The sequence below is a fragment of the Enterobacter cloacae complex sp. SHL001 genome (assembly GCF_049236825.1).
Classification (GTDB): Bacteria; Pseudomonadota; Gammaproteobacteria; order Enterobacterales; family Enterobacteriaceae; genus Enterobacter; species Enterobacter hormaechei_C.
The window spans coordinates 1-25,056 of sequence record NZ_JBMKIP010000011.1; the positions used below are offsets into that span (position 1 = coordinate 1).

Annotated in this window: 23 protein-coding genes and 1 tRNA gene; 17 read left to right on the forward strand and 7 right to left on the reverse strand. The window is 55.3% G+C overall.

Annotation, left to right across the window (positions count from 1 at the left end; all coding sequences use genetic code 11):
* Positions 1 to 223 precede the first annotated feature (223 nt).
* Positions 224 to 1,027, forward strand: coding sequence for a 2,5-didehydrogluconate reductase DkgB (dkgB, locus tag ACOTYH_RS20280; protein ID WP_058689024.1), 804 nt, complete (start codon positions 224 to 226; stop codon positions 1,025 to 1,027).
* Between the two features lie 30 nt (positions 1,028 to 1,057).
* On the opposite strand, the gene yafC is transcribed toward dkgB, so the two are convergent.
* Positions 1,058 to 1,963 (reverse strand): DNA-binding transcriptional regulator YafC, encoded by a 906-nt coding sequence (gene yafC, locus ACOTYH_RS20285; RefSeq protein WP_015571393.1) that lies wholly within the window; start codon positions 1,961 to 1,963, stop codon positions 1,058 to 1,060.
* Positions 1,964 to 2,066: 103 nt separating this feature from the next.
* On the opposite strand from yafC, the gene ACOTYH_RS20290 reads away from it, so the two are divergent.
* The 3 genes from ACOTYH_RS20290 (at position 2,067) to ACOTYH_RS20300 (ending at position 5,031) form a co-directional block, all read left to right on the forward strand.
* On the forward strand, positions 2,067 to 3,242 hold the full coding sequence (locus ACOTYH_RS20290) for an MFS transporter (protein WP_047735164.1): 1,176 nt from the start codon (positions 2,067 to 2,069) through the stop codon (positions 3,240 to 3,242).
* 137 nt (positions 3,243 to 3,379) lie between these two features.
* Complete coding sequence (locus tag ACOTYH_RS20295) at positions 3,380 to 4,180, forward strand: endonuclease/exonuclease/phosphatase family protein (protein ID WP_058689031.1); 801 nt, start codon at positions 3,380 to 3,382, stop codon at positions 4,178 to 4,180.
* 77 nt (positions 4,181 to 4,257) lie between these two features.
* Positions 4,258 to 5,031, forward strand: coding sequence for a class I SAM-dependent methyltransferase (locus ACOTYH_RS20300; RefSeq protein WP_015571390.1), 774 nt, complete (start codon positions 4,258 to 4,260; stop codon positions 5,029 to 5,031).
* A 52-nt stretch (positions 5,032 to 5,083) separates the two neighbouring features.
* Here the strand turns inward: ACOTYH_RS20300 and mltD are convergent, their stop codons facing one another.
* On the reverse strand, positions 5,084 to 6,448 hold the full coding sequence (mltD, locus tag ACOTYH_RS20305; protein ID WP_032671409.1) for a murein transglycosylase D: 1,365 nt from the start codon (positions 6,446 to 6,448) through the stop codon (positions 5,084 to 5,086).
* A 68-nt stretch (positions 6,449 to 6,516) separates the two neighbouring features.
* Positions 6,517 to 7,275 (reverse strand): hydroxyacylglutathione hydrolase, encoded by a 759-nt coding sequence (gloB, locus tag ACOTYH_RS20310; protein ID WP_058689026.1) that lies wholly within the window; start codon positions 7,273 to 7,275, stop codon positions 6,517 to 6,519.
* 32 nt (positions 7,276 to 7,307) lie between these two features.
* Here gloB and ACOTYH_RS20315 point away from each other — a divergent pair, with 32 nt between their 5' ends.
* Positions 7,308 to 8,024 carry a class I SAM-dependent methyltransferase gene (locus ACOTYH_RS20315; protein ID WP_017383714.1) on the forward strand — a complete coding sequence of 239 codons (717 nt, stop codon included), beginning with the start codon at positions 7,308 to 7,310 and terminating at the stop codon, positions 8,022 to 8,024.
* Here the strand turns inward: ACOTYH_RS20315 and rnhA are convergent, their stop codons facing one another.
* Positions 8,025 to 8,603: a ribonuclease HI gene (gene rnhA / locus ACOTYH_RS20320; protein ID WP_160840538.1), complete on the reverse strand. Its 579-nt coding sequence runs from the start codon at positions 8,601 to 8,603 to the stop codon at positions 8,025 to 8,027.
* Between rnhA and dnaQ the strand changes: the two genes are divergently transcribed.
* The 9 genes from dnaQ to ACOTYH_RS20365 all read left to right on the forward strand — a co-directional run bounded on the left by dnaQ (position 8,557) and on the right by ACOTYH_RS20365 (position 17,659).
* Complete coding sequence (gene dnaQ, locus ACOTYH_RS20325; RefSeq protein WP_003863237.1) at positions 8,557 to 9,288, forward strand: DNA polymerase III subunit epsilon; 732 nt, start codon at positions 8,557 to 8,559, stop codon at positions 9,286 to 9,288. The genes rnhA and dnaQ overlap by 47 nt on opposite strands.
* A 132-nt stretch (positions 9,289 to 9,420) precedes the next feature.
* A tRNA-Asp gene (locus ACOTYH_RS20330) sits at positions 9,421 to 9,497 on the forward strand.
* A 387-nt stretch (positions 9,498 to 9,884) separates the two neighbouring features.
* Complete coding sequence (locus ACOTYH_RS20335) at positions 9,885 to 10,604, forward strand: FadR/GntR family transcriptional regulator (protein WP_109937688.1); 720 nt, start codon at positions 9,885 to 9,887, stop codon at positions 10,602 to 10,604.
* On the forward strand, positions 10,601 to 11,614 hold the full coding sequence (locus tag ACOTYH_RS20340) for an ABC transporter ATP-binding protein (protein ID WP_109937687.1): 1,014 nt from the start codon (positions 10,601 to 10,603) through the stop codon (positions 11,612 to 11,614). Before ACOTYH_RS20335 ends, ACOTYH_RS20340 begins: the two co-directional genes overlap by 4 nt.
* Positions 11,611 to 12,693 carry an ABC transporter ATP-binding protein gene (locus ACOTYH_RS20345; protein WP_032652644.1) on the forward strand — a complete coding sequence of 361 codons (1,083 nt, stop codon included), beginning with the start codon at positions 11,611 to 11,613 and terminating at the stop codon, positions 12,691 to 12,693. Before ACOTYH_RS20340 ends, ACOTYH_RS20345 begins: the two co-directional genes overlap by 4 nt.
* Positions 12,694 to 12,695: 2 nt before the next feature.
* Entirely contained in the window at positions 12,696 to 14,210 is a 1,515-nt protein-coding gene (locus tag ACOTYH_RS20350) for an ABC transporter substrate-binding protein (RefSeq protein ID WP_421637877.1), read from the forward strand.
* Between the two features lie 18 nt (positions 14,211 to 14,228).
* Entirely contained in the window at positions 14,229 to 15,170 is a 942-nt protein-coding gene (locus ACOTYH_RS20355; protein ID WP_111962041.1) for an ABC transporter permease, read from the forward strand.
* A 2-nt stretch (positions 15,171 to 15,172) separates the two neighbouring features.
* Positions 15,173 to 16,048 carry an ABC transporter permease gene (locus ACOTYH_RS20360; protein ID WP_032671407.1) on the forward strand — a complete coding sequence of 292 codons (876 nt, stop codon included), beginning with the start codon at positions 15,173 to 15,175 and terminating at the stop codon, positions 16,046 to 16,048.
* Positions 16,049 to 16,057: 9 nt separating this feature from the next.
* Entirely contained in the window at positions 16,058 to 17,659 is a 1,602-nt protein-coding gene (locus ACOTYH_RS20365) for a gamma-glutamyltransferase family protein (protein WP_023295960.1), read from the forward strand.
* Between the two features lie 85 nt (positions 17,660 to 17,744).
* On the opposite strand, the gene ACOTYH_RS20370 is transcribed toward ACOTYH_RS20365, so the two are convergent.
* Complete coding sequence (locus tag ACOTYH_RS20370) at positions 17,745 to 18,515, reverse strand: amidohydrolase (RefSeq protein ID WP_032671406.1); 771 nt, start codon at positions 18,513 to 18,515, stop codon at positions 17,745 to 17,747.
* A 107-nt stretch (positions 18,516 to 18,622) separates the two neighbouring features.
* Positions 18,623 to 21,067 carry an acyl-CoA dehydrogenase FadE gene (gene fadE, locus ACOTYH_RS20375; protein WP_015571378.1) on the reverse strand — a complete coding sequence of 815 codons (2,445 nt, stop codon included), beginning with the start codon at positions 21,065 to 21,067 and terminating at the stop codon, positions 18,623 to 18,625.
* Positions 21,068 to 21,306: 239 nt separating this feature from the next.
* Between fadE and lpcA the strand changes: the two genes are divergently transcribed.
* Both lpcA and ACOTYH_RS20385 read left to right on the forward strand, forming a co-directional pair.
* Positions 21,307 to 21,885 (forward strand): D-sedoheptulose 7-phosphate isomerase, encoded by a 579-nt coding sequence (lpcA, locus tag ACOTYH_RS20380; RefSeq protein ID WP_003863232.1) that lies wholly within the window; start codon positions 21,307 to 21,309, stop codon positions 21,883 to 21,885.
* Between the two features lie 48 nt (positions 21,886 to 21,933).
* Entirely contained in the window at positions 21,934 to 22,701 is a 768-nt protein-coding gene (locus ACOTYH_RS20385) for a class II glutamine amidotransferase (protein WP_017383120.1), read from the forward strand.
* Here the strand turns inward: ACOTYH_RS20385 and dpaA are convergent.
* Positions 22,672 to 23,412 carry a peptidoglycan meso-diaminopimelic acid protein amidase gene (dpaA, locus tag ACOTYH_RS20390; protein WP_006810008.1) on the reverse strand — a complete coding sequence of 247 codons (741 nt, stop codon included), beginning with the start codon at positions 23,410 to 23,412 and terminating at the stop codon, positions 22,672 to 22,674. The two genes, ACOTYH_RS20385 and dpaA, sit on opposite strands and share 30 nt — an antisense overlap.
* Before the next feature lie 300 nt (positions 23,413 to 23,712).
* On the opposite strand from dpaA, the gene ACOTYH_RS20395 reads away from it, so the two are divergent.
* A complete protein-coding gene (locus ACOTYH_RS20395; RefSeq protein WP_368740807.1) occupies positions 23,713 to 25,056 on the forward strand; it encodes a Na(+)-translocating NADH-quinone reductase subunit A in 1,344 nt (447 codons plus the stop codon).

Sequence of the window (25,056 nt, forward strand, 5' to 3'; positions counted from 1 at the left end):
GTCGGTTAGAATACCTGCCTGTCACGCAGGGGGTCGCGGGTTCGAGTCCCGTCCGTTCCGCCACTTATTAAAAGCCCTGAGCTAACGCTCAGGGCTTTTTTCTTATCTGTCGTTTGATTGTTGCGAAATTAGCAAAAATCCTCTGCGTTTCACGATCTTTTTCGTCATAACAACTACAGCGATAATTCTCCTCAGTTTATGAACATAACGATTGAGGAATCATATGACTATCCCTGCACTGGGTCTGGGCACTTTCCGCCTGAAAGACGATGTTGTTATTGCATCTGTTAAAACCGCACTCGAGTTGGGCTATCGTGCTATTGATACGGCGCAGATTTATGATAACGAAGCTGCCGTAGGCCAGGCCATCGAAGAGAGTGGCGTACCGCGCGACGAACTTTTCATCACCACTAAAATCTGGATTGAGAATCTCGGCCAAGACAAGCTGATCCCAAGCCTGAAGGAAAGTCTGAAAAAGCTGCGTACTGACTATGTTGATCTGACGCTGATCCACTGGCCATCACCTGACGATGCCGTCTCTGTGGAGGAGTTCATGCTGGCGCTGCTGGAAGCGAAAGAGCAGGGCTTAACGCGTAAAATTGGCATCTCTAACTTCACCATCCCGTTGATGGAAAGGGCCATTGCCGCAGTGGGTAAAGAAAATATTGCCACCAACCAGATTGAACTCTCTCCTTACCTGCAAAACCACAAAGTCGTGGACTGGGCGAAACAGCATGGTATTCACATCACCTCGTACATGACGCTGGCATATGGTAAGGCGCTGAAAGATGAAGTGATTGCACGCATCGCTGAAAAACACAATGCGACAGCCGCACAGGTGATCCTGGCATGGGCGATGGGTGAGGGCTATGCCGTGATCCCGTCTTCAACCAAACGTGAAAACCTGGCAAGTAACCTGTTAGCGCGGGATCTCCAGCTTGATGATGAAGATAAAAACGCGATCGCTGCACTGGAATGCAACGATCGTCTGGTCAGCCCGGAAGGGTTAGCACCAGACTGGGATTAATAAAAGCCCTTCCTCTGTACCCTTAAACCCTCACACAGCTCCTCCGGGAGCTGTTTTTATATGTTCGCTAAGGAAGTCGATAAAAGCGCGTATGCGCGTACTTACCGCTCTGTCACTGTAATACACTGCGCTAAAAGGCATCTCTACAGGTAAGCGTTTGTCAGCCATCAGTTCTACAAGCTGACCCGCAGCTATTTCCTTATCAATCATATAGTCTGATAAACAGGCGATCCCATTTCCTTCAAGACAAAGCTGTTTCAGCGTTTCTCCGCTATTAGACGAAAGTCCGCAAGTGATCTCATGAAGTTGTCCGTCATGACAGGCCACGGGCCAGGTGTTCAGCGAGACAGGTTCCGTAAAGCCTAGGCACAGGTGCTGCTTCAGCTCCTCAACGGTCTCCGGTTTGCCATGCTCTGCAATATATTGCGGTGACGCGATAATTTTGCGGTAGCTGGTGAACAGTGGGCGAGCGCGTAAACTTGAATCCGTCAGGGTTCCCGCGCGGATCGCCACATCAACTTTACGCTCAATCAGGTTAATAAACGTCTCTGAAGAGACCAGGGACAGAGTCATCTCCGGATAACGTTCCCGGAATGGCTTGATTAACGGCATCAGAAAATGAAGCACGACCGGCGTCGCCGCATCAATGCGTAGCAATCCACGCGGAGTGCTACGCGACTCCATTATTTCCGTCTCAGCTGCCGCCATCTCCTGCAAAACGGATTGTACGCGGCGAAAATAACGTTCACCTTCTTCCGTCAGGCTGAGCTGCCGCGTTGTTCTGTTGAGCAGACTTACCCCGAGCTTCATCTCCAGCTTTTTCACCGAGCGGCTGATGGCGGAGTTCGCCTGCCCGAGCTGTTCGGCCGCACGGCTGAAGCTGCCGCTTTCAACAACGGCAACAAAGATAGTCAGTTCTTCCGATGTGGCTTTCATTATTGCATCATCCGCAAAATTCTATTGAGATTCTAACCATTTTTGTTATTTAAACACTGGCGCATACTGCCTGTCATCTTAATCCTGAAGAGACGGAGTATTTATGCCACTGGCGCTTCTTGCCCTGACGATCAGTGCCTTCGCAATTGGCACGACCGAATTTGTTATTGTAGGACTTGTTCCCACTATTGCTGAACAACTCGCCATTTCGCTGCCTTCTGCCGGGCTGCTGGTATCTATTTACGCGTTAGGCGTCGCTGTTGGGGCGCCTGTGCTGACCGCACTGACTGGACGTTTTCCACGTAAACAACTGTTAGTTGCCCTGATGGTGCTCTTCACCGCCGGCAATATTCTGGCGTGGCAGGCTCCGGACTACACCACTCTGGTCATTGCCCGTTTGCTGACTGGCCTCGCGCACGGTGTCTTCTTCTCCATCGGCTCCACGATTGCAACCAGCCTGGTGCCAAAAGAGAAAGCGGCATCAGCCATTGCGATTATGTTTGGCGGCTTAACCGTCGCGCTGGTCACCGGCGTGCCGTTAGGAACGTTTATTGGGCAACATTTTGGCTGGCGAGAAACCTTCCTCGCGGTATCGCTGTTGGGCGTAATTGCTCTGGTAGCCAGCCTGCTACTGGTGCCCTCCAGTATTCCGGGGCGCGCGAGCGCCAGCCTGAGCGATCAGGTTAAGGTTCTGACACACCCGCGCCTGCTGCTGATCTATGCCGTTACGGCTCTGGGTTATGGAGGTGTGTTCACTGCGTTCACTTTCCTTGCACCGATGATGCAGGAACTGGCTGGTTTTTCTCCGGGCGCAGTGAGCTGGATTTTACTGGGCTACGGTATCTCCGTCGCAATCGGCAATATCTGGGGCGGCAAGCTTGCAGATAAGCATGGTGCGGTACCGGCGCTAAAATTTATCTTCGCCGCGCTGGTTGTCCTGCTGATGATTTTCCAGTTCACCGCGTCGATACAATACGCAGCGCTGGTAACTGTGTTGGTTATGGGAATATTCGCGTTTGGTAACGTACCGGGATTGCAGGTCTATGTTGTACAGAAAGCCGAACGCTTTACGCCCAATGCGGTGGATGTCGCATCCGGCCTGAATATCGCCGCATTCAATATCGGTATCGCACTCGGATCGGTTATCGGCGGGCAGACGGTTGAACACGTTGGATTAACCCAAACGCCATGGATTGGTGCGGTAATTGTGCTTGTCGCTTTCCTGCTTATTGGTCTGAGTGGACGGCTTGATAAATCCGCTCGTATCGCGCTTGGATAAGTATCAGTAAGTGCTTGCTTACAAAACTGGAAAGCGGTTTCTCAGTAATTGCGTTGAAAGTGTGACCTAAAATCCCTATAACATTAGAACCAGTCCGTTTTCCGGGCTGGTTCATGTTACAGAGGTCGTTTCCAAAAGTGCGAAAAAATACCTATGCCATGCGTTATGTTGCCGGAATGCCCGCGGAGAGGATCTTGCCTCCGGGGTCGTTTGCGAGCCTGGGTCAGGCATTACCAGCGGGCACGCCATTAAGCAGTGACGAAAAAATTCGCGTACTGGTGTGGAACATCTTTAAACAACAGCGTGCGGAGTGGTTATCCGTACTTAAAAATTTTGGTAAAGATGCGCATCTGGTTCTGTTACAGGAGGCGCAAACCACGCCTGAGCTGGTCAGGTTTGCAACGACAAACTATCTTGCAGCCGATCAGGTGCCTGCCTTTGTTCTGCCACAGCATCCTTCTGGGGTGATGACCCTTTCAGCCGCACATCCGGTCTATTGCTGCCCGCTGCGTGAACGTGAGCCAATCCTGCGTCTGGCAAAATCGGCGCTGGTCACGGTCTATCCGTTGCCCGACACCCGTCTGCTGATGGTGGTAAACATTCATGCGGTGAACTTCAGCCTGGGTGTTGATGTGTACAGTAAGCAGTTACTACCCATTGGCGATCAGATTGCTCATCACAGTGGGCCGATCATTATGGCCGGGGACTTCAATGCCTGGAGCCGTCCGCGTATGAACGCGTTGTACCGCTTCGCGCGTGAAATGTCGCTGCGTGAAGTTCGTTTTAACGATGACCAGCGCAAGAAAGCGTTTGGTCGTCCTCTCGATTTTGTCTTCTATCGGGGTTTAAGCGTGCACGAAGCCTCCGTTCTGGTGACGCGCGCCTCCGATCATAATCCTCTACTAGTTGAATTCAGTCCCGGCAAACCTGATAAATAATGGTGCGTCAGGTCTGCCGTGGGGCAGGCCTGTGCGGGTGCTGCCCTTTATTTTTTAACCCATAAAAGGACAGCAACATGACAACAACACACTCCCATCATGACAACGTCGAAAAACAGTTTGGTTCTCAGGCAAGTGCCTACCTGAGCAGCGCCGTGCACGCCTCTGGCCGCGATCTGGTACGTCTCGGCGAACGGCTCGCCGCGTTTCCTGACGCGCACGTGCTGGACTTAGGCTGCGGGGCTGGGCACGCCAGTTTTACCGCCGCACAGCAGGTTGCTCAGGTGACGGCATATGACTTATCGAGCCAGATGCTGGATGTGGTTGCTGAAGCGGCGAAAGCGAAAGGGCTGAATAACGTCACGACGCGCCAGGGCTACGCTGAATCTTTACCCTTTGAGGATGCGTCGTTTGAGGTTGTGATTAGCCGTTACTCTGCACACCACTGGCATGATGTGGGGCAGGCATTACGGGAAGTGAAACGCGTGCTCAAACCGGGCGGAATCTTCATCATCATGGACGTGATGTCTCCCGGACATCCAGTACGAAATATCTGGCTCCAGACGGTTGAAGCGCTGCGTGATACCTCGCACGTGCAAAACTACTCCAGTGGAGAGTGGCTTACGTTTATCACCGAAGCCGGCTTGATTTCACGCTCATTGATAACCGACCGTTTGCCGCTGGAGTTCACATCATGGATTGCACGGATGCGCACACCCGAGGCATTGACTCAGGCGATCCGATTGTATCAGGAGAGCGCCTCTGCTGACGTGAAGGCGTACTTTGAACTGCATGATGATGGTTCGTTTACCAGCGACACCATTATGGCTGAAGCGCAAAAAGCGGGATAAATAAAAAAGGCACCGAGGGGAATCGGTGCCTTTTTAACAAGCGATCGTACTATCAGGAATCTGGCGTAGCGCTGTTTTTCACAAACAACGTCAGCTGGTCGCCAGGTTGCAGGTTGTCAGTATCGTTGTTCCAGCGCATCACATCTTTGATGTTTACGCCGTGACGCTTAGCAATACTGGACAGCGAGTCGCCTTTACGTACGCGATAGGTAATGCTATCGCTGTTTTTAGCGAGACGCTGTGCACTGCTACCTGCACCTACGGTCAGCGTTTGACCCACTTTCAGACCAGATCCGCGCAGATTATTCCACTGCTGGAGATCTTTCGCATTCACGCCAAGACGTGATGCAATACCTGAAAGCGTATCACCTGAACGCACCTTATAGCTGCGGCTGCTTACAGGCGACGTATCAGCGATCAGCGTGGACTGAACGGCTGCAATTTCACCCGAAGCTAAAGACTCTCGTAACTGTTCCGCATGTTTCTGCGGAACCATCACATAGCCAGGGCCACTAGCGCCCAGCGTGGAGCCTTTAACACCTGCATTAAAGGTTTTAAGCTTACTTACCGACATACCCGTCATATCGGCAACCTGTTGAATATCAACCGGGCTGCTGAGGCGGACACGCGCCAGTGCACGACTTTCGTCTGGTGTTGGCAGTTGTACACCGTAACGTTTGCTGTTCTTGAGAATATCGCCCAGTGCCAGCATTTTCGGTACGTAAATCTTTGTTTCCTGTGGCAGTGAGAGCGACCAGAAGTCTGTGGATTTTCCACGCGCTTTATTCGCTTTCATTGCCTTCAGTACACGACCTTCACCACTGTTATACGCTGCGACGGTCAATAACCAGTCGCCGTCAAACATCTTGTTCAGACGTTGCATCATGTCGAGAGCGGCTGTCGTTGAAGCGACAACATCACGACGCGCATCGTAGTTGCGGGTCTGCTTTAAACCATAATTTCGCCCTGTGCTCGGAATGATCTGCCAGATGCCTGCTGCATTGGCGCCAGACGTCGCGTGCGGGTCAAAAGCGCTCTCCACTATGGGTAGTAGTACCAGTTCCATAGGCATGTTACGTTTCTTAACTTGCCCGGCTATCCAGTACATATACGGCTCTGCCCGTAATGTTACATCGTGGAGATAGCTCTTATTTCTCAAATACTTCTGTTTCTGTTCGCGAATCCGGCTGTTTTCCGGAATTCCCATCTTTAGCTCGTCGCCAATAGAGGCCCACAAGTCTTGTTCCTGCGCGAAGGATGTCCCATCGTCCAACCATCGCGCCTGACTCGTAAACTTCCCTGCTTCCCCTTGACCAGCCGCAGAAAGGCTCTGTGCGTGCTGTTGTACGTTGCTGCCGTTTTGTGACTGGCAACCTACAAGCAGGACAGAGGCGAGTAATATCGCTTTTGCCTTCATGTGTGTGTCAATAGTTGCTTAAAAGACGAGCGATGATAACGGCGAAATTTTGAAAAGGCAACCCGCAATTATCTGAAGTTATCTTTCTTTGACCTTAACCATGCAAATCGCGCTTCAGGTTGTAACAAATTTGTTTCTTGATTAATTTTATTAATTAAATCAACATCATCAGTTCTTAAAAATAAATTTATTTGTCGCTCTTTTTTCAGAATTACGGGGAGTGTTTTTTGGTTTTTTGCACGTAACTCCTTCACTTTCTGGTAATAATCCTGAATCGCCCGATCCTCAGGCAGCACGCTTGCAGCAAACTTCATATTCCCTAATGTATACTCATGTGCGCAACAAATTACGGTGTCGGCTGGCAGCGCATTAATTTTTTGTAAAGATTGATACATCTGTTCTGGCGTGCCTTCAAACAGCCTTCCACAGCCGCCAGAAAACAGCGTGTCGCCACAAAACAGATAAGGTTTGCTGTAGAAACAGAGATGCCCGGAAGTGTGACCTGGCGTAGCAAATACGGAAAACTCCCACCCGAGGATGAGGATACTTTCGCCTTCTTCGACAACTTGCGTCGTACCCTTATCCTGTGTCTCTGCTGGTCCGTAGACGGGTAGATGGGGATAGCGTGCAAGGAGATCGGGAACACCGCCGACATGATCGTGATGGTGATGGGTAAGGAGGATCGCCTCCGGCTGCCAGCCGTTTTCTTTAATCGCGTGCAGGATCGGTGCGGATTCGCCTGGATCAACAATAATGCATCTGCGATCGTCGTCGACTAAAACCCAGATGTAATTGTCCTGAAAGGCGGAAATACTGATAAGATTCATGCATTACCTCTTATAGCGTGGCGGGTGTTTTGATGAAACCGGCAAGGATACCTCAGACTGTCGCACCACCGGAACGTTGGGCAGAGTTGCCCTGGGGTGAATATTATCGCGAGGCCTTAGAACTTCAGCTTAAACCCTGGCTCGCGAAAATGTATGGTTTTCACCTGCTTAAGATTGGCAATCTGAGCGCAGAAATCAATACCGAAAGCTGCGCTATCTCGCATCAGGTTAGCGTATCGCTTAATGGCTCCCCGGTTCAGGTGAAAGCGGATCCGCTGCATTTGCCGTTTGCGGAAAAATCCATTGATGCCTGTCTGCTCGCCCACACGCTGCCCTGGTGCAGCGATCCCCATCGTCTGCTGCGGGAAGCCGACCGCGTTTTGATTGATGACGGCTGGCTGATCCTGAGCGGTTTTAATCCGCTGAGTCTGATGGGGCTACGTAAACTGACGCCTGTTCTGCGTCGCACGCCGCCTTATAACAGCAGGATGTTTACCATGATGCGCCAGCTGGACTGGCTTTCACTGTTAAATTTCGAAGTGCTAAGCTACGGGGGTTTTCAGGTCATCCCCTGGACGCGTAAAGGCGGGGTCTTATTAAGCACCCATTTACCCGCGCTGGGCTGCATGCAATTTATTGTCGCGCGTAAGAGGACGATCCCCCTTACGCTCAACCCGATGAAGCAAAGCAAATCAAAAACGCGGATCCGCCAGACCGTGGGGGCCACGCGGCAGTACAAAAAACCGTGATCAGGATTCAGGTTGATAACCTGCATCCTCATGGGTCGGGTTGGATGCCGCCGCGCGAGCCAGCTCGTCACAGCGTTCGTTTTCAGGATGACCGGCGTGCCCCTTTACCCACTCCCATTTGATTTCGTGCTGACCGAGGGCGGCATCAAGACGCTTCCAGAGATCGACATTCTTGACGGGTTTTTTCTCTGCCGTTTTCCAGCCCCGCTTTTTCCAGTTGTGGATCCATTGGGTAATGCCCTGGCGGACATACTGGCTGTCGGTACTCAGCACCACGTCACAATGTTCTTTTAACGCTTCCAGCGCCACGATGGCCGCCATCAACTCCATGCGGTTGTTGGTGGTCAGGAAATAGCCTTCACTAAATGTTTTTTCATGCTGGCGATAGCGCATAATGGCGCCATAGCCGCCGGGCCCTGGGTTACCGAGACAAGATCCATCGGTGAAAATTTCTACCTGTTTACGCATCTCTGGTAGACTTCCTGTATTTGAAACGTTCAGTAAAACGATAAGTCTGACATAAATGACCGCTATGAGCACTGCAATTACTCGCCAGATTGTTCTTGATACCGAAACCACCGGTATGAACCAGATTGGCGCCCACTACGAAGGGCACAAAATCATTGAGATTGGTGCCGTTGAAGTGGTGAACCGTCGCCTTACGGGCAACAACTTCCACGTTTACCTTAAACCCGATCGGCTGGTGGACCCGGAAGCGTTCGGCGTTCACGGAATTGCCGATGAGTTTTTGCTGGATAAGCCCACCTTTGCCGACGTCGCAGATGAATTTCTCGACTACATCAGAGGTGCGGAACTTGTCATTCATAACGCGTCGTTCGATATCGGCTTTATGGACTATGAGTTCAGCAAGCTCAACCGTGATATTCCGAAGACGAATACGTTCTGTAAAGTCACGGATAGCCTGGCGCTGGCAAGGAAGATGTTCCCCGGCAAGCGTAACAGCCTTGATGCCCTGTGCTCTCGCTATGAGATAGACAACACCAAGCGAACGCTGCACGGCGCGTTGCTCGATGCCCAGATCCTGGCCGATGTCTACCTGACCATGACCGGCGGGCAAACGTCGATGAAATTCAGTATGGAAAATGAATCCCAGCAGACGCGGGATGAAGGGGGAATTCAGCGCATTGTGCGTCAGGCGAATCGCCTGCGGGTTGTTTTAGCCAGTGATGAAGAACTGATGAACCATGAATCTCGTCTCGATTTAGTGCAGAAGAAGGGCGGAAGCTGTCTGTGGCGCACGTGAAAATGTGCTGAAACGTTTGTTAAATCACCGTTTGGGTGAATTTTGCAGCAAACGATTCAAAACCTGAGAAAAAGCGTTGACGAGTTCAGAGGCAAACCGTAATATTCGCCTCGTTCCCCAAACGGGAACAGTGGAGCGGTAGTTCAGTCGGTTAGAATACCTGCCTGTCACGCAGGGGGTCGCGGGTTCGAGTCCCGTCCGTTCCGCCACTATTCAGAAAGCCTGAGTCAGAAATGATTCAGGCTTTCGTCGTTTTATAGTCCCTCGAATATTGTTTATTCCTCTTTTTATTTCCATTAACAAAAAGTTAATAAGTACGGTGCATTTTATTAACAAATGCATGATTTTAGTGCGTTATTTGCACTGTTTTTGTGCGTTTCTTGCCCATTCTCACCTTCGCGCCCATCTTCTTATGTAATAATTATGTAAAATAATTGGTAGGAAATCATTCGGTTACCGATCATTTTTCAGAAAATTAACGAACCATTACGCTATTGGTTCGTTAATTGCTTAATTACTAGCACGTTAAGTTCTGCGTCATATCAATAACTTATTATTAATAAAAATAAAGCAATGATGAAAGCGAGCGAACCAATATGGAAAAGCCTTCACGGTTTTTAGCTAATTCCAGTACCGCGCTTGAGCAGCTGCGCGGGCTTATCAACCAGCACGAGTCAACACCAGGCATTCCGCTGCCCACTGAACGTGAGCTGTCGGACACTCTCGGCGTAGGCCGACGTGAAGTGCGTCGCGCGCTGGACGTGCTGGAAGAGGAAGGGCGTATCTGGCGCAAGCAGGGCAAGGGTACCTTCATTGGTCCATCTGCCCCGGTTGAGCCGTTGGCGCTTCAGGGATTGGTTCAGCAAACCAACCTGCTGGAAGTCATGGAAGCTCGACTACAGCTCGAACCCGGCTTAGCCCGACTTGCGGCACTGCGTGCCACCAGGGAAAACCTCGCGCTCATGCAGCGTATGCTGGAACGCATTAATAAGGTCAGCCCGGATGACCGCGATCTCAACGAACTGTGGGATAGCGCCTTCCACCGCGCCATTGCGGAGGCAGCAGGTAACCGCCTGATGCTTGGGCTTTTTGATGCGATAGATGCCGTCCGCCGGGAGCCTGGCTGGCAGCATTTACGCGAACTTGCCCGCACCCCTGAACGTGTCGATAGCTACAACGACCACCATCACAAAATCATGTCAGCGATTATTCATCGCCAGCCTAATGAAGCAGCTGCCGCGATGCGCGAGCACCTGCTCAGCCTGCAAACCGCCCTGATTCAGGCGATCCACCTTGAGGACGATTTCACGCTATGACGACCATACCCTTTAAGGACGCCACGCCCGTATTGCGGCTGCAAAACCTCAACGTTAAATTCGCGGGCTCGCCGGTGAGCGTGCTCGACGATATCTCGCTGACGGTCAGGGCGGGAGAAACGCTGGCGCTGGTAGGCGAGTCCGGCTGCGGTAAAAGCATCACTTCCCTGGCGCTGATGGGGTTATTACCTGCCAGCGCCAGGATCGTCAGCGGGGAGATGAATTTCCGCCGCCAGGATCTGCGCAAGCTCTCGCCGCGGGAGTATGCCGATCTGCGCGGCAGCGAGCTGGCGATGATATTCCAGGAGCCCATGACCTCGCTCAACCCGGCCTTCACGCTTGGCGATCAGCTCAGTGAAGCGGTGATGCGCCATCAAACGATCTCCCGGGCTGAGGCGATGACGGTTGCGCTACAGATCCTGGAGAAGGTGCAGATCCCGGCCGCAGAGATGCGCCTTAAGGCTTACCCGCATCAGCTTTCCGGCGGTATGCGCCAGCGCGTGATGATAGCGATGGCGCTGATAAACCATCCCAAACTACTCATTGCTGACGAACCCACTACCGCTCTGGACGTGACCATTCAGGCGCAAATTCTCTCCCTGCTCAATACTTTAAAAGAAGAAACGGGCACGGCGGTGCTGATGATCACCCACGATTTAGGCGTGGTGGCCGAAGTCGCGCAGCAGGTGGCGGTGATGTATGCCGGACAGGTAGTGGAGCAGGGGAGTGTTGAAGCCCTGTTTGCCGATCCGCAGCACCCCTATACCATTGGCCTTATGGGTTCCCTTCCTTCTATGGGCGCGCGTAAAGGCCAGCTATCAACTATTCCCGGATCGGTCCCGCTGCCGGAATCCATGCCTCAAGGCTGCCGCTTTGCTACCCGATGTCCCTTCGCGCAGACGCGCTGTCATGCTGAAAAACCACCGCTCACTACGCTCGGTACGGGCCATCAGGTTGCCTGCTTCCGCGTGCCGCTCGAACATCACATTGCCCTGGGAGAGACCGCATGACCATGCCCATTCTTGAAGCCCGCGATCTGAGCAAGCTTTTCCCCGGCCCGAAAAAACTGTTTACGCCGGCCCGCTTTGTCACCGCTGTCGACCGAGTTTCGATGTCGGTGATGCCTGGCGAAACGCTGGCAATTGTCGGCGAGTCGGGGTCCGGGAAATCCACCCTTGGTCGTCTGCTGCTGCGCCTGCTGGGCGCCAGCGAAGGGCGGGTATTTTATCAGGGTGAGGAGATCACCCACGCCTCGGGCGCCCGTCTGAACCAGCTCCGGCGTGAGCTACAGATCATCTTTCAGGATCCCTTCGCCTCGCTGAACCCGCGCATGACGGTGGAGCAAATTGTCGGTGAGCCGCTGTGGCTGCACCAGAACATGAAAAAAACGGATCGCCAGTACCGCGTTTCCGAGCTACTCAGGACGGTCGGCTTGCCCGCGGCCTGGGCCGGGCGTTATCCACACGAATTTTCCGGCGGGCAGCGTCAGCGTATCGGCATTGCGCGCGCGCTGGCGTCAGGCCCAAAGCTGCTGCTGGGTGATGAGCCGGTTTCTGCGCTGGACGTTTCCGTGCAGGCACAGGTGGTTAATTTACTGGAAAGCCTGAAGCACCAGTTGGGGCTAACGATGGTGATCGTCGCCCACGGGCTGGCGGTTATCCGTCATATGAGCGACCGCGTGGCGGTAATGTATCTTGGGCAAATCGTCGAGCTGGCCACCGTCGACGACATCTTCGACGCACCGTTGCATCCTTATACCCAGGCGTTGATTGCCTCAGCGCCGCAAATGCAGCCAGGCGTAGCGCGGGATACGCCGCTGTTGCAGGGTGATTTACCGAACCCGGCTAACCCGCCGTCCGGCTGCCGTTTCCACACCCGTTGCCCCTACGTTACAGATGAATGCCGCCAGATCGAGCCGATTAATCAGGTGCTCGACGGCGGACGTCAGGTTGCCTGCCATCGCTGGCAGGAGATCAATCGCGATCGCAGCGTTATCCAGATCGCACCGCCATCCGCCGCTTTTCTGCGCCGCCGCGCGCTGTTTGAACACGCGGCCACTCACTCCTCCCTTCCTTCAAGGAACTCATGATAATGACAATGCGTAATTCTCTTTTGACCGTACTGGGAAGTGTTATGTTGCTTGGCGCGGCGCTGCCCGCCCATTCTGAAAGCGTGCTGCGAATCGGTCTGGGCGCTGACCCTGACATGCTCGACCCGCATCTGGCGCGCACCTACTATGGCCGTTTCGTGTTTGCCTCTCTCTGCGACAGGCTGGTGGACGTTGATGAGCATTTAAAGGTGGTGCCGGGGCTGGCAAAAGACTGGGCCTGGAGCGAAGACGGTAAAACCCTGACGCTCAACCTGCGTGAAGGCGTGACCTTCCACGACGGTGAAAAATTTGATGCGGCGGCGGCAAAGTACAACCTCGACCGCGCCCTGACTTTAAAAGGCTCCCTGCGTAAAAGTGAAATCTCGTCCGTAGAGTCCGTGGAAGTTACTGGCCCGATGCAGATCGCCCTGCACCTGAAGACCCCCGATGCCGCGTTGCTGATGCAGCTCACCGACCGCGCCGGGGCGATGATGGCTCCGGAAGCGGCGAAAAAGCCCGACTTTGCCGCCCATCCGGTCTGCTCTGGCCCCTATAAGTTCGACAGCCGCGTCTCGCAGGACCGCATCGTTCTGACCCGCTTCGACAACTACTGGAACAAAGACGCCTACCACTTCGACAAAATTATCTACCTGCCGATCCCGGATGCCTCCGTGCGCCTGGCGAACCTGCGCGCGGGCGATCTCGACCTGACCGAAGGCATTGCCGCCAGCGACGTCAAAACCGTCGAAGCCGACAGCAAGCTGGCGCTGGCGAAGGTCACCGGTCTGGGCTATCAGGGGATCACCTTCAATATTAACAATGGCAAGGTGCCGGCCAACGATCCGTTTAAAGATGCCCGCGTGCGCGAGGCGTTTTCTCAGGCAATCGATCGCGATGCGTTAAACCAGGTGGTCTTTGAAGGGCTCTACACCCCGGCAAATCAGGCGTTTTCACCGGTCAGCCCGTACCACGTTAACCTGCCGGTCCCGCCGCGCGACGTCGATAAAGCCAAAGCGCTGCTGAAAGCCGCCGGTGTGACCACGCCGCTGAGCGTCAATCTGCTGGTGCCGAACAACCCAACCTCGCAGCAGGTGGGACAGGTATTGCAGGCGATGGTGGCAGAGGCGGGCTTTAACCTGAACCTGCAAATGACCGAGTTCGCCACGCTGCTGGATCGCCAGCAGAGCGGTGACTACCAGTTGAGCTTCTCCGGCTGGTCGGGGCGCCCGGATCCGGACGGCAGCATTTACGGCTTTATCCACAGTAAAGGCACGCTGAACGACGGTCGCTACAGCAACGCGCAGGTTGATGAATGGCTGACCCAGGCGCGTCAGAGCACCGACCAGGCCGCACGCCAGCCGCTGTACGACAAGGTGGTGAAGCAGCTCCAGACCGACATGCCGATTGCCTACCTCTACTTCGAGCCGCGCATTTTTGGACTGAACAAGAACGTGCAGGGCTTTAAGCCGTACCCGGACGGCATCGTGCGTCTGGCCGGTTTGACGCTGGCAAAATAAACGTCCTGAGGAGAACCCATGCTGGAACTGATTTGCAAACGTCTGCTGCTGGCCGTCCCGACGCTATTGCTGGTGAGCATGATGGTGTTCGGGCTGCAAAAGCTGCTGCCCGGCGACCCGCTGATCGCCATGGCCGGGGAGGAGCGCGATCCGGCGGTCATTGCCCAACTGCGTGCTGAGCTTAATCTGGATGCGCCGATCCCCGTGCAGTATGTCCATTGGCTGACGCGCGCGCTGCAGGGCGATCTGGGCGTCTCCTTGCGCACGCATGAACCGGTTACGCAGCTGATTGCCAGCAAGCTGCCGGTCACGCTGGAGCTCTCTCTGCTGGCGATGATCATCGCGCTGGTGTTTGGCATCAGCATGGGGATCCTTGCGGCGGTGAATAAAAACAGCTGGGTCGATCACGGGGCGAACTTTGTGGCGATCTCGGGGATATCAATTCCGCACTTCTGGCTGGGGATCCTGCTGATTCTGGTCTTTTCGGTGAACTTGCAATGGTTACCTGCGTCCGGTTATGTGCCATTCAGTGAAGATCCGATCCAGAACCTGCGCACGCTGCTGCTGCCCGCGTCCGTGCTCGGAACCGGACTGGCGGCGACGCTGATGCGCCATACCCGTGCGTCGATGATTGCAGTGCTGAAAGCGGATTACATCCGCACCGCGCGCGCTAAGGGGCTGCTGCCGAAAGCAGTGATCCTGAAGCACGCCTTTCGCAACGCGCTGGTGCCTGTAATCACCCTCACTACGCTTCTGTTCGGCGAGCTACTGGGCGGCGCGGTGCTGACCGAGCAGGTCTTCACCATTCCGGGCTTTGGCAAAATGATCGTCGACTCGGTGTTCAATCGTGACTATGCGGTGGTGCAGGGCGTGGTGCTGATCGTGGCGATCGGCTTCCTGATGCTCAATCTGCTGGCCGACGTGCTCTACGTCCTTATCAACCCGAAAATGCGAGGTTAACCATGGCGGAACTGACGACGCAAACCGTTGCCCCCACGCTGCCGCGCGCGCAGAACCGGGTGCTGAAGAAATTCCTCGGCAATAAAAGCGCGGTGATTGGCGCGCTTGTGGTGGGCTTTTTTGTCCTGGTGGCGCTGCTGGCGCCGTGGATCGCCCCTTTCGACCCGGTCAAAGCCAACTTCCTGGCGGTGCGCAAAGCGCCGTCGGCGATGTACTGGTTCGGCACCGACGAGCTGGGGCGTGACATATTATCCCGCATTATTTGGGGGGCGCGCACCTCGCTGATGGCGGGCTGTATGTCGGTCATTATTGCCGTGGTCATCGGCGTGCCGCTGGGGCTGGTGGCGGGCTACTTCCAGAAGATGTGGGACGGCGTGATCTCGCGCTTTATTGAGGCCTTGCTGGCCTGTCCGTTCCTGATCATGGCGATCGCGCTGGGGGCATTTTTGGGCCCAAGCCTGACGAATGCGATGATCGCCATTGGTCTCTCGGCAATGCCGATTTTCGCCCGGCTGACGCGCGGCCAGGTGATCGCCATTCGCAACGAAGAGTATATCGACGGCGCGCGGGCGATTGGCCTGCCGGATCGCTGGATCATCATTAAATATGTCCTGCCAAACGTGATGTCGCCGATCCTCGTGCAGGCCACGCTGGCGATCGCCTCGGCGATTATCGCCGAAGCCAGCCTGTCGTTTTTGGGGCTGGGACAGCAGCCGCCAAATCCGTCCTGGGGCTCCATGCTCAACACCGCGAAAGGGTTTCTGGAGCAGGCTCCGTGGATGTCCATTTTCCCCGGCGTGGCGATTTTCCTTGCCGTGCAGGGCTTTAATCTACTCGGCGACGGGCTGCGCGATGCGCTCGATCCGCGCCACGACTAAGGAGTCATGATGACCAAAGCGCTTGATTTTACGTCCGGTTACGATTCACGCCGCCCGCCGATGCTGGGCCATAACGCGGTTGCCACGTCGCAGCCGCTGGCGGCGCAGGCGGGGATGAAGATGCTGCAACTGGGCGGCAATGCCGTCGATGCAGCCATTGCCACCGCGATGGCGCTGACGGTGGTTGAGCCGACCGGCAACGGGATCGGCAGCGACGCCTTTGCCATCGTCTGGGACGGTGAAAAGCTTCACGGCCTCAACGCATCAGGCCGCTCGCCGGCCAGCTGGCATGCGGATCTGTTTGCCGGAAAAAGCGCAGTGCCGGAAATTGGCTGGGACGCGGTGACCGTGCCGGGAGCGGTATCCGGCTGGGTCGCGCTGGCGGAGCGCTTCGGCACGCTGCCGCTGACCACGCTGGCGCAGCCTGCCATTGACTACGCGCGCAACGGCTTTCCCGTCTCGCCGCTGATTGGTCATCTCTGGCAGCGAGGCTATAGCAAGCTGAAAGATCAGCCGGGCTTCAGCGCCTGCTTCGCGCCGGAAGGCCGCGCCCCGCGCGTGGGGGAAATCTTCCGTAACCCGGCGCAGGCGAACTCGCTGGAGCTGATTGCGAAAACCAACGGCGACGCGTTTTACCGCGGCGAGCTGGCGCAGAAAATTGCCGCCTTTGCCAAAGAACACGGTGCGCATCTGACGGCAGAGGATCTGGCAAACCACCGCGTGGACTGGGTTGACCTGCTGTCGCGCGACTTCGCGGGCGGCTCGGTTCAGGAATTGCCGCCAAACGGTCAGGGGATCGCCACGCTGATTGCGCTCGGCATTCTTGAGCAGTGCGGCATTGAGAAGCACCACCCGGACTCCGTGCAGTCTCTTCATCTCTCCATTGAGGCGATGAAGCTGGCGCTGGCGGATCTCGATCGCTACGTGGCGGACGAAGAACACATGGCCTTCGCGGCGAAAGAACTGCTGAGCGACCATTACCTGAAGTCGCGCGCGGCGCTTATCAACCACGATAAAGCTTCTGATTTTGTGTACGGATCGCCGACGCAGAGCGGGACGGTTTACGTCAGCACCGCGGATGCGAGTGGGATGATGGTCTCGTTTATTCAGTCCAACTATATGGGATTCGGTTCAGGGATCGTGGTGCCGGATACCGGGATCAGCCTGCAAAACCGGGGCTGCGGCTTTGTGCTGGATCCTGCGCACCCGAACGCGCTGGCGGGCAGCAAGCGCCCGTTCCACACCATCATTCCGGGATTTGCGATGGACGGCAACGGCAAGCCGCTGATGTCCTTCGGCGTGATGGGCGGCCCGATGCAGGCGCAGGGGCACATGCAGATGGCGCTGCGCATTATGCTGCACGGGCAAAACCCGCAGGCGGCAATCGATGCACCGCGCTGGCGCGTGGTGCAGGGCAGGGAGGTGATCGTCGAATCAACGTTCGATCGCAATACTATCGCGGCGCTGCGCGAGCGCGGGCATCAGATCGTGGTGGAAGATCCGCTTCAGGATTATAACTTCGGCGGTGCGCAGGTGATTTACCGTATGCCGGAAGGGCACTACGTGGCCGCGACGGAAAGCCGCAAAGACGGGCAGGCGCTGGTGAGTTAATTAACGCCCGGTGGCGCTGCGCTTACCGTGCCTACGCTGTGCTTTTTGTAGGTCGGGTAAGGCGCAGCCGTCACCCGGCTTTTTTTCAACCAATGCTAAACGGATCTGCATCCTGCCAGGCCGGAAACTTCTCCCGATACTCCTTTAACGCCATTAACGAGATCTCAGCGTCAATTCGTGTTGCCTGATGCGGCTCGGCGGTGGCAATAATCTCACCCTGCGGACTTATCACCCGGCTGTCACCGCGATAGTGATGCCCGTTGCCGTCCGTTCCCACGCGGTTACAGCCAACGACATAAGCCTGATTTTCAATCGCGCGCGCGGTCAGTAAAGCCTGCCAGTGCAGGGAGCGTGGGGCGGGCCAGTTGGCGACGTACAACGCCAGGTCATAATCGTTGCGGTTGCGCGACCACACCGGGAAGCGCAGGTCATAGCAGACCAGCGGCAGAATACGCCAGCCGCGCCATTCAAATACCACGCGTTCGCTTCCGGCTTCATAATGTTGATGTTCATCCGCCATGCGGAACAGGTGGCGCTTATCGTAGAAATGGACTTTTCCTTCCGGCTCGACCAGCAGGAAGCGGTTGACCGGTCCGCGCCCGGTCTGGAGTGCGACGCTACCGGCAATCAGCGCATTTGTTTCCTGCGCCCTGGCGTGCATCCAGGCCACCACCTCGTCCTGCGGCATGGACTGTTTTGCTGCCTCCATCGCGAAACCTGTGGTAAACATCTCCGGCAGGACAATCACATCGCGTCCGGTAATCTCTTCCAGCTGGCGATCAAAATGGCGAAGGTTGGCGGGGCCGTCCATCCACACTAAAGGTTGCTGCAAAACAGAAATCTTTAAACCAGGCACGATACAGGCTCCTTAAAAAACACTTTTTGACACTGTAGCACGTCATTACCAGAAAATGTGGCAATAAAAAACCCCGCGCAGGGCGGGGTTTGTGGGAGCAAAAGGCCTTATGCCGCTTCAGGTTTGCGGTGCTTCTCTGGCAGCTTTACCGGCTGTGTCGCCAGCTCTTCAGGTTCGAAATCATCCACATTAATACTGCGCAGACGGCTCTCTTCGGCTTTCACCAGAATCGCAGCTTCGCTGTTGTCGATGATGCCACCCGCCAGCGCCTGTTTTGCCAGCTCATCCAGTCGTGTAAACGGCAGGTTTTTGCCCAGCTGTTTGCAGATCTTCTGGTGAATCGGGTCGGCGGCCATCACGTCAAGCAGCGCCTCTTCCAGCAAACCTACCGGGTTATGCGGGGTAGGTGCCAGATATTGACCCCGACCAATACGAGAGCGGGTTGCGCTTGGTACCTGGAGGATTTTTGCCACTTTGTGATCCAGCTTGTCGGACGGCGCCAGGTGATGACGACCGGTCGGGAAGATCACCGCGCGCAGGGCACCCGCTACGAAGCGGTTCGGGAAGTTCGCCAGCAGATCGTCAATCGCCTGTTCGGCCTGATACATCGCATCCTGCACGCCCCAGTGCACCAGCGGCAGATCCGCTTCCTGACGGCCTTCATCGTCGTAGCGTTTCAGCACCGCAGAGGCCAGGAAGATCTGGCTCAGCACATCACCCAGACGGGCGGAGATGCGTTCGCGACGCTTCAGGCTACCGCCCAGCACCGCCATGGAAACGTCAGACAGCAGAGCCAGGTTGGCGCTCAGACGGTTCAGGTGCTGGTAGTAACGTTTGGTCGCATCGCCGGTTGGCGTCGCGCTGGTCAGCCCGCGCGTCAGGCCCAGCCAGAAGCTGCGCACCTTGTTGCTGCCGACGTGACCGATATGTTTGAACAGCAGTTTGTCGAAGGCATCCACATCATTATTCTGCGCGGCAGCCATCTCTTCCAGCACGTAAGGATGGCAACGAATCGCACCCTGGCCGAAGATCATCATGCTGCGGGTCAGGATGTTTGCCCCTTCCACGGTGATGGCAATCGGCGCACCCTGATAGCCGCGCGCCAGGAAGTTGCCTTCGCCGAGCATGATACCTTTACCGCCTGCGATATCCATTGCATCAATAATTGACTGCTGTGCGCGGTGGGTACAGTGATACTTCACAATCGCTGACAGCACGGCGGGTTTTTCGCCCAGCATAATGCCGTAGGTAATCAGCGAGGCTGCGGCGTCCATCACGTAGGCATTGCCCGCAATACGCGCCAGCGGCTCTTCGATACCTTCCATCTTGCCGATGGAGATTTTGAACTGACGGCGGATATGCGCGTAAGCCCCAATCCCCATCGCCACCGATTTCAGACCGCCTGTTGAGTTCGACGGCAGGGTAATGCCGCGGCCCACAGACAGACATTCCACCAGCATACGCCAGCCCTGCCCGGCCATTTTCGGGCCACCGATGATGTAGTCAATCGGAACAAAGATATCCTGACCGCGGGTAGGACCGTTCTGGAACGGTACGTTCAGCGGGAAGTGACGGCGACCAATTTCAACGCCCGGAGTCGAGGTTGGGATCAGCGCACAGGTAATACCCAGCTCTTCTTCACCGCCCAGCAGTTTTTCCGGGTCAGAGAGTTTGAACGCCAGGCCCAGCACCGTGGCGATAGGTGCTAGGGTGATATAACGTTTGTTCCAGGTCAGGCGCATGCCCAGCACCTGCTGGCCCTGCCATTCGCCCATGCAAACCACGCCGGTATCAGGAATTGCGCCGGCATCGGAGCCTGCCTCCGGGCTGGTCAGCGCGAAGCACGGAATTTCCTGACCACGCGCCAGACGCGGCAGGTAGTGATCTTTCTGCTCTTCTGTACCGTAATGCTGTAACAGCTCGCCCGGGCCTAAGGAGTTTGGCACGCCAACGGTGATCGCCAGGATCCCGGAGACACCCGCCAGTTTTTGCAGTACGCGAGCCTGAGCGTAAGCGGAGAATTCCAGACCGCCGTACTCTTTCTTAATGATCATCGCGAAGAAGCGATGCTCTTTCAGGTATGCCCACAGCTCAGGCGGCAGGTCGGCCATTTCGTGAGTGATGGCAAAGTCGTTTGCCATGCGGCACGCTTCTTCTACCGGACCATCAATAAAGGCTTGTTCTTCGGCGGTCAGACGCGGCTGCGGATAGTTGTGAAGCTTTTTCCAGTCGGGGTTGCCCTGGAACAGATCGCCTTCCCACCAGGTCGTACCGGCGTCAATCGCTTCTTTCTCTGTACGCGACATCGGCGGCATCACTTTACGGAATCCCCTGAACACCGGCGCAGAGATCATTGACTTACGCATCGGCGTCAGGTTGAACGGCAGCAAAATGATGGCCAGGGGAACAAGGACCCAGATATTCCACAGGCCAGCGACGCCAAGTGCAGCCGTCCAGGCCAGAAGAATCAGGCTACTCAGGAATAAACTGACACGGTGATAGAACAACACACCGAGCAGCACAACGGTTGCGAAAATGCTCAAAATCATCATAAAGAAAAGCTCCCTTGCTTGTAGGAGGTCTGACCACTTGTGATGATATGGTTGTAGTTGATGTCATTTCCTTTAGCAATGTGTTTACAAAATAATTACAACCTGGTTCACATTGTTCGCGTTTTAGCCGGCACAAAAAATCAAAACGCCGGACGATTCGCATGGCTTTAGCTTCTCGCTTTTACTGCTATCCGGTACACTCCACTGTGTTATTTCATCAATACTGAAGGATTATCCTCATGTACCAGGATCTTATTCGTAACGAACTGAACGAAGCGGCGGAAACGCTGGCGAATTTTCTGAAAGATGATGCCAATATTCACGCTATTCAGCGCGCGGCGGTCCTGCTTGCCGACAGCTTCAAAGCCGGCGGTAAAGTGCTCTCCTGCGGTAACGGCGGTTCCCACTGTGACGCCATGCACTTCGCCGAAGAGCTGACCGGACGCTATCGCGAAAACCGTCCGGGCTACCCGGCGATTGCGATTTCCGACGTGAGCCACATCTCCTGTGTAGGCAACGACTTCGGTTACGACCATATCTTTTCCCGCTACGTTGAAGCCGTAGGCCGTGAAGGCGACGTGCTGCTGGGTATCTCCACGTCCGGTAACTCTGCTAACGTGATCAAAGCGATCGCCGCCGCGCGTGAGAAGGGCATGAAAGTGATCACCCTTACCGGGAAAGATGGCGGTAAGATGGACGGTACAGCGGACATTGAAATCCGTGTACCACACTTCGGTTATGCGGATCGCGTTCAGGAAATTCACATCAAAGTGATCCACATCCTGATCCAACTGATCGAAAAAGAGATGGTTAAGTAAGACTTCGCTGGGGGGCGCCGGTGCCCCCCGCTGTTGTGGAGGTGATCTATGTGCGAACTGCTCGGGATGAGCGCCAATGTGCCAACCGATATCTGCTTTAGTTTTACCGGGCTGGTTCAGCGCGGTGGAGGAACCGGGCCGCATAAAGACGGCTGGGGTATTACCTTCTACGAAGGCAAAGGATGTCGCACGTTTAAAGATCCACAACCCAGCTTTAACTCACCCATTGCCAGACTGGTGCAGGACTATCCTATTAAATCCTGTTCGGTGATCGCCCATATCCGCCAGGCCAATCGCGGCGAAGTGGCGCTGGAAAATACCCATCCGTTTACCCGTGAACTGTGGGGCCGTAACTGGACCTATGCGCACAACGGGCAGCTTTCGGGCTATAAGTCGCTGGAAACCGGCAATTTCCGTCCTGTCGGTGAAACGGACAGCGAAAAAGCATTTTGCTGGCTGCTGCACAAGCTGACCGAGCGCTACCCCCGTACGCCCGGCAACATGACCGCCGTTTTTAAGTACATAGCGTCACTGGCGTCTGAGTTACGCGAGAAGGGCGTCTTTAATATGCTGCTGTCTGACGGGCGCTACGTGATGGCGTTCTGCTCGACGAATCTGTTCTGGATCACCCGACGTGCGCCGTTTGGCGTCGCCACGCTGCTCGATCAGGATGTGGAAATTGATTTTCAGAAGGAGACCACACCGAACGATGTGGTCACTGTCATTGCAACGCAGCCGCTGACCGGCAACGAAACCTGGCAAAAGATCATGCCAGGCGAGTGGGCGCTATTTTGTCTCGGGGACCGCGTAATTTGACGCCAGCTGCGGCTGAACCACTTCATGGCTGAGCGGTTTACTCACCACGTAACGGCCATTGACGATGGACACCACCGGCGGCTTATGGGTCTGCTCGAAGTAGTCATAGCCCGGTTTTAGCTGTTTCCAGAAATCTGTGTAAACAGAGTACTTATGGCGCGCCATGTTCGCATCCGTCATACGGAACGGATAGATGCTGACCTGAACATTCGGCTGGCCGAAGACCAGTGCGCCCGTGACAAACTGGAAGATTTCATCAATGCCGGAATCCGTCATCGCATAACAACCGACTGACACGCAGGCACCGTGAATCATCAGGTATTTCCCTTCGTAACCGTGCGCACGGTCGAAGGCATTGGGGAAACCGATGTTAATCGCTTTATAGAACCGGCTGTCCGGTTTTAGCTGGTTACGCTGAACGTTGTAAAACCCTTCCGGACTTTTGAAGTCACCCTGGCGCTGTTTCGGCCCCAGCCCGCCAGAATAGTTACAGATTTTGTAGCTATCGAGCAGCTGATACGTCTCGCCCATTTTGACAAACAGATCGAGTGTGCGCTCTTCCTTGAAGATTTGAATATAAACCGGGGATCCCATCAACTGCTGTTTATACTCTTTGCTGACCGGCGTCGTTGAACTATTACTGCCAAGCAGCCCGGCAAACGACATGCACGGTATCAGAAGCATCGCAATGAACAATGCGATTTTACGCATACTACTGGTTCCTTGATAAAACAATGACCAACTTGCCAGAACGGCAAAAGACACCCGAAATCAGACTAATCTGGACAGGAGCGCTCACATTAGCACCGATGGAGATTTTCGCAAGAGCCAACCTTTGCGTTTACAAATTAGTTTTACTTTATAACCCATTCATAATGTCCTGACTCCAGGAACTTTGCGCAATAGCTCGCATTTCGGCGCGCCAGACGGCGGATTTGCTGCCCCTGGCAGGGCCGAAAATGGTACACTCCGGCCTCTCTGGATTGTTGTTCATGGATACCTGCTAACCACATGTTTAGAATCAGAAAAGGACTCGATCTACCAATCTCTGGCGTGCCTGAACAGCACGTCACCACCGGCGCCAGTATTCATCATGTCGCTATTGTAGGTGATGATTACGTGGGCATGCGTCCCGCGATGCTGGTAAAGGAAGGCGATCGCGTAATAAAAGGCCAGGCGCTCTTCGAGGATAAAAAAAATCCTGGCGTTATGTTTACAGCCCCAGCCAGCGGCACCGTTGTCGCCATCCATCGTGGTGAGCGTCGCGTCCTGCAATCGGTTGTTATTCAAATTGAAGGCGATGAGAAACGCGAATTTGCGCGTTTTGACGCCGCCGATCTTGCCACCCTCAGCCACGACGCGGTGCAGACGCAACTGCTGGAGTCGGGACTGTGGACGGCGCTTCGCACGCGCCCCTATAGCAAAACGCCCGTGCCTGGCACTGTGCCGGCCGCTATCTTCGTCACGGCCATCGACACCAACCCGCTCAGCGCAGATCCGCAGCCTCTTATCCTGGCGGAACGCAAAGCTTTCGATGCCGGCCTCACCGTGTTAACGCGCCTGACGCCGGGCAAAGTGCATGTCTGCCAGGCCAGCGGCGGTAAGCTGGGCGGTCATCCGCAAGGGCAGGTAGCCTTTAATGAATTTTCCGGCCCGCATCCTGCCGGGCTGGTGGGAACGCATATTCATTTCCTGGAGCCGGTAAGCCTGACGAAACAGGTCTGGCATCTTAATTATCAGGACGTGATCGCTATCGGTAAGCTGTTCACCACGGGTGAGCTGTGCGCAGAACGCATTATTGCCATCGGCGGCCCTCAGGCAACCCAACCGCGTCTGGTTCGCACGCTGCTTGGGGCGGACCTGACGGCGCTGTTGGCTGGCGAAACGAAAGAGGGTGAAAACCGTATTATTTCCGGTTCGGTGCTGAGCGGCAGGCACGCGACAGGCCCGATGGCCTGGCTGGGTCGTTTCCATCTTCAGGTGAGCGTTGTGCTTGAAGGACGCGAGAAAGAGCTGTTCGGCTGGGTACTGCCTGGCGCAGAAAAATACTCGGTAACACGCACCACGCTCGGCCACTTCCTGCGTCGTAAGCTGTTTAACTTCTCCACCAGCACCAACGGCGGTGAGCGCGCCATGGTTCCGATTGGCAACTACGAACGCGTGATGCCGCTGGATATTCTGCCCACCGTGCTGCTGCGCGATCTCCTGGCCGGCGATACCGACGGTGCCCAGGCTTTGGGCTGTCTGGAGCTGGACGAAGAAGATCTGGCGCTGTGTACCTACGTGTGTCCAGGTAAATACGAATATGGACCCGTATTGCGCGAGGTGTTAACCCGCATTGAGCAGGAAGGATAA